The organism is Streptococcus sp. CF10-1, from assembly GCF_024295825.1.
Lineage (GTDB): Bacteria > Bacillota > Bacilli > Lactobacillales > Streptococcaceae > Streptococcus.
The window spans coordinates 458,003-464,941 of sequence record NZ_JANCPQ010000001.1 but is presented as its reverse complement, the minus strand read 5'-3'; the positions used below and the strand labels follow the sequence as shown (position 1 = coordinate 464,941).

The 6,939-nt window shown below is 36.8% G+C and carries 11 protein-coding genes; 10 read left to right on the top strand and 1 reads right to left on the bottom strand.

The annotated features are described in order from the left end of the window. From NMM25_RS02330 to xerS, 10 genes are all read left to right on the top strand, one after another. Positions 1-303: hypothetical protein (locus tag NMM25_RS02330; protein ID WP_254735824.1), on the top strand; the 303-nt coding region annotated here is incomplete at its 5' end. Next, complete coding sequence (locus NMM25_RS02325) at positions 303-1,250, top strand: hypothetical protein (RefSeq protein ID WP_254735823.1); 948 nt, start codon at positions 303-305, stop codon at positions 1,248-1,250. The genes NMM25_RS02330 and NMM25_RS02325, both read left to right, overlap by 1 nt. Beyond that, the gene (locus tag NMM25_RS02320; protein ID WP_254735822.1) at positions 1,205-1,540 is read left to right on the top strand and encodes a hypothetical protein; all 336 of its coding nucleotides are present in this window, start codon (positions 1,205-1,207) and stop codon (positions 1,538-1,540) included. The genes NMM25_RS02325 and NMM25_RS02320 overlap by 46 nt, the downstream gene beginning before the upstream one ends. A gap of 81 nt (positions 1,541-1,621) precedes the next feature. Continuing rightward, the gene (locus NMM25_RS02315) at positions 1,622-2,044 is read left to right on the top strand and encodes a hypothetical protein (protein WP_254735821.1); all 423 of its coding nucleotides are present in this window, start codon (positions 1,622-1,624) and stop codon (positions 2,042-2,044) included. Further along, positions 2,044-2,247 carry a hypothetical protein gene (locus tag NMM25_RS02310; RefSeq protein WP_254735820.1) on the top strand — a complete coding sequence of 68 codons (204 nt, stop codon included), beginning with the start codon at positions 2,044-2,046 and terminating at the stop codon, positions 2,245-2,247. Before NMM25_RS02315 ends, NMM25_RS02310 begins: the two co-directional genes overlap by 1 nt. Then, positions 2,248-2,682 (top strand): hypothetical protein, encoded by a 435-nt coding sequence (locus NMM25_RS02305; RefSeq protein ID WP_247917774.1) that lies wholly within the window; start codon positions 2,248-2,250, stop codon positions 2,680-2,682. Further along, on the top strand, positions 2,682-3,953 hold the full coding sequence (locus tag NMM25_RS02300) for a hypothetical protein (protein ID WP_254735819.1): 1,272 nt from the start codon (positions 2,682-2,684) through the stop codon (positions 3,951-3,953). The genes NMM25_RS02305 and NMM25_RS02300 overlap by 1 nt, the downstream gene beginning before the upstream one ends. Beyond that, positions 3,935-4,327: a hypothetical protein gene (locus tag NMM25_RS02295; RefSeq protein ID WP_254735818.1), complete on the top strand. Its 393-nt coding sequence runs from the start codon at positions 3,935-3,937 to the stop codon at positions 4,325-4,327. Before NMM25_RS02300 ends, NMM25_RS02295 begins: the two co-directional genes overlap by 19 nt. After that, a complete protein-coding gene (locus tag NMM25_RS02290) occupies positions 4,308-4,598 on the top strand; it encodes a hypothetical protein (protein WP_254735817.1) in 291 nt (96 codons plus the stop codon). Before NMM25_RS02295 ends, NMM25_RS02290 begins: the two co-directional genes overlap by 20 nt. Before the next feature lie 139 nt (positions 4,599-4,737). Continuing rightward, positions 4,738-5,808, top strand: coding sequence for a tyrosine recombinase XerS (xerS, locus tag NMM25_RS02285; protein WP_254735816.1), 1,071 nt, complete (start codon positions 4,738-4,740; stop codon positions 5,806-5,808). Positions 5,809-5,881: 73 nt separating this feature from the next. On the opposite strand, the gene NMM25_RS02280 is transcribed toward xerS, so the two are convergent. Beyond that, complete coding sequence (locus NMM25_RS02280; protein WP_254735815.1) at positions 5,882-6,871, bottom strand: lipoate--protein ligase; 990 nt, start codon at positions 6,869-6,871, stop codon at positions 5,882-5,884. Between the last annotated feature and the right edge of the window lie 68 nt (positions 6,872-6,939).

Genomic DNA, 6,939 nt, shown 5'->3' with positions numbered 1-6,939 from the left:
AGTTTGGTAAATGCCTTAAAGAATTCATATGAAGAGATAGAAGAAATCAAAATTTCCAATCCAGAATATACAACCCCTCCGGGCGACTGGTCTTGTGATGTAAATATTCTATTTTCAGATAAAGTAAAAATAGAATATCGTGTAGGCCACTCTTTAAATGACGTTGAAAATTATAATGGTTTTGTTAATGGAAAAACAAATAAAGAAATAAATGACCAGTGGGAAATATTGAATTCTCATAAAGGGAAAACAACATCTTTAGTTACTATATATTATTCGGATAAAGAAAAAGGAGTACAGTAGTGGTTTTCACTTATACAGATAAACAGCTTAATGAATTAAATCAAGGGAAAAATGTTTATAGTTCCAATCCAGAATATGCCAAGCGAAAGGGTTACAAAATTGTTACTCCTTCGCCTAAAAATAAAGGTGAAACAAACACCATAATATCCGATGGTCAAGAATTTCGTGTTATTGCGACTAAGTCTCACCAAGGAACAGGTTTTGATGGTTTGGCGGTAGCTCCCATAGTCAACGGTGAACCCGATTATAAAAGTATAGCTGTGATTGCTGCGGGAACGGATCCAGGGAGTCCTACTAAGATTGACATTTCTTCAGCGCTGGTAGAAAGAGATACATCCTTATCTCCTCAATATTTGGTAGCAGATCGATTTGTAAAAGAAATTATGGATGACCCTAGATATGAAGTTAGTCAACTTTCTGGTTATTCACAAGGTTCCTACATGCTGAAAGTAGGAGCTAAATATCATATTCCAACTACAACTTTTAACGCTTGGTTCACTTATCTATCACTTTCTAACGAGGAAAAAGCATTTATTGAAAGTAACCCTTCTATGTTTATAGATTATCGTAAAAAAAATGATGATGTAGTAGTCTGGAATGATTTCAATCACCCCGAATGGTTTAATAAGTCTTTCTTAAAAATGCCTGATACAATATACTGGCTTGATGGATCTAGCCATAAAATTGAGGACTGGGAGTTTGATTCTGTAACAGGTCAAGTTGTTGATGGTAAAGGTGGGAAGCCCTTGGTTAGTGGCGTTTATCGAGCGTATGCTAACAGTCTCCGAGGAATGGCTCATTACAAGGACTTGAAGTCAAAATGGTCATCAGGTGGTATTAGTAGCTCTGAGGAAATATACTTAGATGCAGCTCAGGGTTCGGTTCAATCTTATCATCATCAATGGCTACAGCAGCAAGAACTGGAGCTGATGAAGTCAGCGCCTTAGCCAAAAAAGCCAATCAAGAATTACAAGAAATTTGGTCAAAAATCGACTTTACGAGCTACATAGCATTAGCTCCCTATGAGGTTGAGGCCCTTTTTGCTAGCCAAGGTATCACTCAGGCACAGTTCATCGATACGTTTCAGACAGAGACAAATCAAACAGTCACTAAGATGAATGCTTCCGCCCAAGCATTTGAAAATTTGGATAAACAATTACAGGAAGTCATCGAAAAAACAGTAGCAACAGACAAGCAATTAGCCAAGGAGTTTCGACAATGGAAAGAAAAGATGTAAAACAACTTTTTCTTATTATAGTGTAAAATAGACTAATCTTATAGTATAAATAGTATAATAAGAAAAAGGAGAAAAACTCGAATGAACAATTCTGGAATTAAAAAAAGTCATAAAAGTCTACTAATCGTTTTGTTACTCGTAGCCATCACAGCAGGAGGTATATTTATGTTTAGCATGTTAGGGAAATCCCAAGAAGAGCGTCGAAATAGAGAATATGAAGTTAGTTTGGTAAATGCCTTGAAGAATTCTTATCAAGGGATAGAAGAAATCGAAATTACCAATCCAACATATACGAATCCTCCTGGCGACTGGTCTTGTAAGGTTGATATTTTGTTTGAAGATGGAGAAAAAATATTCTATGGAATTCCACATGACTTAGATGATAAAGAAAATTATAATGGTCGTATGACTTATAGACAGCGAGATTTTCTTAACCTAAGAAAAGGAATAACAACTAATACAGTTACGGTTACATACTCTAACAAAGAAAGAGGGGAGCAGTAATGGTATTTAATTATACTGATAAACAACTTAATGAATTAAACCACGGGAAGAATGTATACAGTGTCAATTCTGAATACGCTGAGAGAAATAATAAACCTTTGGTTACAGAAGCTCCTAATCCGAATCCTTCTTCATCTGATTTTGAAGAAACCAATACAATAACCACCTCAGATAGTATAATAAGAAAAAGGAGGAAATCTTAAATGAACAATTCCAGCACTAAAAAAAGTCATAAAAGGTTACTAATCGTTTTGTCAATTGCAATTATCACAGTAGGAGGTGTTTTTATGTTTAGCATGTTAGGGAAATCCCAAGAAGAGCGTCGAAATAGAGAGTATGAAGTTAGTTTGGTAAACGCCTTAAAGAATTCCTATGAAGGGATAGAAGAGATCAAGATTACAAATCCTGATTATACAAACCCGCCGGGATCATGGTCTTGTGATGTTGAAATTAAGTTTATTGATGAAAAAACTATTAAATATGGGATTGGATATTCTTTAGACACCGAAGAAATAACAGATGCTTCATTGGAATGGGAAGGAAGAATAAAAGATAGACAATTTTTGAATGAAAACAAGGGTAAAACCACTTCGAAAATCAGAGTAACTTATTCTGATAACGACGAAGGAGAGCAATAATGACATTTAATTATACAGATAAACAGCTTAATAATTTAAATAGAGATACTGGAGTTTACAGTGTGAATCCAGAGTTTGCTAGACGAAAACATAAAAAGCTTGTTGTTAATAAACCTGATTCAGAATTAGCTAGCTATGAAACCAACACTATAACCACCTCAGATGGTCAAGAATTCCGTGTTGTTGCCACTAAGTCTGACACTGAAACTGGTTTTGATGGGCTGGCGGTAGCTCCTATAGTCAATGGCAAACCAGATTATAAAAATGTAGCCGTGATTGCTGCTGGAACTGACCCTGATAGTCCGGTGAATAAAACTATGTTTAGTTCACGCGATGTCAATAGTGCCATAATTGCAAGGCAAACTTATTTATCTCCACAATATAAGGTTGCTGACCAATTTGTAAAAGAGCTTATGGACGATCCTAGATATGAAGTCAGTCAACTATCTGGTTATTCACAAGGATCTTATATGCTAAAAGTAGGGGCTAAATACCACATCCCTACAACCACCTTTAATGCTTGGTTTAAATACGGCGCACTCACACTAGAAGAAAAAGCATTTATTGAAAGCAATCCTTCTATGTTTATAGATTACCGTAGAAAACATGATGATGTAGTACGTTGGAATGATTTCAATCACCCTGAATGGTACACCAGTCCGATTGATATTACAAATTCTATGCCTAGCACGATTCACTGGCTTGATGGGACTAGTCATAAAATTGGTGACTGGGAGTTTGATCCTGTAACTGGTCAAGTTGTAGATGGCAAAGGAGGGAAATCCTTAATCAGTGGCGTTTATCGAGCTTATGCCAACAGTCTCCGAGGAATGGTTCATTACAAGGACTTGAAGTCAAAATGGTCATCAGGTGGCATTAGTAGTTCTGAGGAAATATACTTAGATGCAGCTCAAGGTTCTATCTTATCATCATCTATGGCTGCAGCAGCAAGAACTGGAGCTGATGAAGTGAGCGCCTTAGCAAAAAAAGCCAATCAAGAATTACAAGAAATTTGGTCAAAAATCGATTTTACGAGTTACAGTGCATTAGCTCCCTATGAAGTTGAGGCACTTTTTGCTAGCCAAGGTATCACTCAAGCACAGTTTATTGATACGTTTCAGACAGAGACAAATCAAACAGCCACTAAGATGAATGCTTCCGCCCAAGAATTCGAAAATTTGGATAAACAATTACAAGAAGTCATCGAAAAAACAGTAGCAACAGATAAGCAATTAGCCAAGGAGTTTCGACAATGGAAAGAAAAGATGTAAAATGGGAGGAAATAAGAGAGAAAGAGAGAGAACTGTTTGCTCTAGAAGAACAATATTATCGACAAAAGAAAGAACTTGATAACAAAGCCCTTGATCTAGACGAACGAAATGCAAACTTAGAAAAACTGATGTCCGAAGAAGTTGATAAAATGTATCAAATCTTGAGAAAATTTGATTCAACTGCTGATGATATTAGAGACTACTTTACAGAAATAGAAAATCTGAGACACTTTTCAGATCAAGTATACCGAGAACATAGAATTCAACTCGAAGATGAGAGAGAAAAATACGATAACGAGTTTCGCAAAAAAAGAAATGATTTAGACGAAGAATTTCACAAACTAAGGAGAGATTATGCAAGCACCAATGAATGAATACTACACAGATGAAGAATACCAATATGCACTGAAACAAATGTATCGAATGATGGAACGAAATCGAATCATTACGGAAGCAAGGTTAGCAATAACAGCAAAAAATAAATTAAAAGATAACTTTAATAAGGCAGCTAAGAAAATTGCTACAGAAACCAAATCAACTATTACAAGCATAAACAGCCAAATGGACACTGCAATTCAAGGTAAAGTTCGCAAGAGTCTTGAAGAAAAGATTCCGAATATGTTACTCAAGTATGATGATGTATAGACAATGTCAAAAGGTTAAGGGGCTATACTTTTCTTTGGATTTATGTCCCCTATAACATCTTTCCGAAAAACTATAATTTTCTTGAAAAATATGTAAGTCTATGCTATACTACTAGTAGACTTAATTTTGGAGAAAATACATGAAACGTGAGATTTTACTGGAACGAATCGATAAACTAAAACAAATCATGCCCTGGTATGTTCTGGAATACTACCAATCAAAGCTTGCTGTGCCCTACAGTTTTACAACCTTGTACGAATACCTCAAGGAATACGATCGATTTTTCAGCTGGGTTTTGGAGTCTGGTATTTCAAATGCTGATAAAATGTCTGACATTCCTTTATCTGTCTTGGAAAATATGTCTAAGAAAGATATGGAAGCTTTTATCCTATATCTACGTGAACGTCCATTGCTGAATGCCAATACAACCAAACAAGGTGTCTCTCAGACGACCATTAATCGGACTTTGTCGGCACTTTCTAGTCTTTACAAGTATCTAACAGAGGAGGTTGAAAACGACCAAGGGGAACCTTATTTCTATCGTAATGTAATGAAGAAAGTTTCAACCAAGAAAAAGAAAGAAACACTTGCTGCTAGAGCTGAAAACATCAAGCAAAAACTCTTTCTAGGTGATGAAACAGAAGGGTTCCTGACTTATATCGACCAGGAGTACCCACAACAGCTCTCAAATCGAGCTCTTTCATCATTTAACAAAAATAAAGAACGTGATTTGGCCATCATCGCCCTTCTCCTAGCATCTGGTGTCCGCCTATCTGAAGCTGTTAATCTGGATCTAAGAGATCTCAATTTAAAAATGATGGTCATTGATGTCACTCGAAAAGGTGGTAAACGTGACTCGGTCAATGTCGCTGCCTTTGCTAAGCCTTACCTAGAGAATTATCTAGCTATTCGGAATCAATGCTATAAGACGGAAAAGACGGATACTGCACTCTTTTTGACACTCTATCGAGGTGTTCCCAATCGTATCGATGCTTCCAGCGTGGAAAAGATGGTTGCTAAGTACTCTGAGGACTTCAAAGTGCGTGTAACTCCCCACAAACTGCGCCATACCCTAGCAACTAGGCTCTATGATGCAACTAAATCGCAAGTGTTGGTTAGCCACCAGCTAGGACACGCCAGTACACAAGTCACTGACCTCTATACTCATATCGTCAACGATGAACAAAAGAATGCTCTGGACAATTTATAAATTACATAAAATAAATTATGTAAATCAATAACTCGTAAAAAGAAGCTGCTAAAATAAACAGCTTCTTTTTGATTTATTCCACTACTGCTTCAGCAATTTCTTCACGACTAATACCAGCAAAGTAGCGTGTAATGTCAATAGTTTCAAGAGCTTTAAGGACATCTTCTCGTTCGTATTTCACGCCACGAAGGACATCTTCTACTGCAGCAACGTCTTCAATACCAAAGAAATCTCCATAAATCTTGATATCTTGGATTTTTGATTCGACGACATTAGCAAAAATTTCAACCTTACCACTGGTGAATTTTGTCCCACGACGGACGTTAAATTCTGGTGATTTACCGTAGTTCCAGTCCCAAGTACCGAACTTGGTATCCTTGATACGATTGATTTCAGCCAATTCTTGCTCAGAAAAGACGTATTCAGTCATCTCTGGGTACTCTTTTTTCATGTATTCCAATAGCAAATCACGGAATTCTTCAACTGTGATTTTTTCTGGTAGTTCATTGATAATATTGGTCACACGGGCACGGACGGATTTCACACCTTTTGACTCAAATTTATCCTTTGAAACCTTAAGGGCATTTGCAAGGACTGATAAATCGACGTCAAATAACAAGCAACCGTGGTGCATGATACGGCCATTGATATAGGCCTGGGCATTGCCACAGAATTTTTTGCCATCAATTTCTAGGTCATTACGGCCTGTGAACTCAGCTTTAACGCCTAGTTGAGCCAAGGTATTGATAACTGGAGTTGAGAAGCTCTTGAAGTCAAAGGCCTTGTTTTCATCTTCTTTTGAAATGATGGTGTAGTTGAGGTTGTTCAAATCGTGGTAAACAGCTCCACCACCACTGATACGGCGAACCACCTCAATGCCATTTTCGCGAACATAATCACGGTTGATTTCTTCGATAGTATTCTGGTGACGACCAACAATGATAGAAGGCTTGTTAATCCAAAGAAGGAAGATTTGATCCTCATCCAAAAGGTGTTTAAAGGCGTATTCTTCCAAGGCAATATTAAAGGCAGTGTCGTTTGAATGATTGATAATATATTTCATAGTATTTCCAAAAATTTAGTTTTTAAATTCTGTTCATAGCAATCCAATTTTCTGAAGTGGCAAAAAGA